This window comes from Tsukamurella sputi, assembly GCF_007858445.1.
In the GTDB taxonomy this organism is placed as follows: Bacteria; Actinomycetota; Actinomycetes; order Mycobacteriales; family Mycobacteriaceae; genus Tsukamurella; species Tsukamurella sputi.
Window position 1 is genome coordinate 1 of sequence record NZ_VIGV01000235.1, and the last position, 511, is coordinate 511.

A 511-nucleotide genomic window follows, 5' to 3' on the forward strand; every position below is an offset into this window, starting at 1 on the left:
GGCCAGCACGGTGCAGAAGTGGTGCGTCGAAGCGGAGATCGGCCGGGATGCGGAGAGTGACCGCGTGCGCGAGCTGGAGGCCCGGTTGAAGGTAGCGCGGCTGATCAACAGGCACACGACGGGTGCCGAAGCAGAGTTCTAGCCCAAACCATATTGGGTGGCTGAGTATTTCAGCTGACTGGGGCGGCATCCCCGGCAGCGAGAACGAGTACTCGATCACCCACCGAACGAGGACAGCGCAGTGAGCAGTAAGCCCGGTGGTGGTATCGGTGTCGCGGTGGGCGCGGCGCTGTCCTGCCTTCTCTTGGTCTTCGGCCTGATCTCCGTCATCGCGAGCGATGATGACGCCTGCACACCGTCGAACCCGGGCGGTGCAGCGGTCGCAGGCGGCGGCACGGCCGCGATCCCATCCGCTGAGGGCACCGTCAAGCCCATGAAACAGGGCACCTACCAGATCACCTCGCCCTTCGGCCCCCGCAGCGGGGCGATGCACTGGGGCATGGATGTTTCC

The 511-nt window shown here is 65.8% G+C and carries 1 pseudogene; it reads left to right on the forward strand.

The window, feature by feature from the left end:
- Nucleotides 1-241 precede the first annotated feature (241 nt).
- Nucleotides 242-511: pseudogene (locus tag FK268_RS23955) on the forward strand (hypothetical protein); the annotation flags it as partial.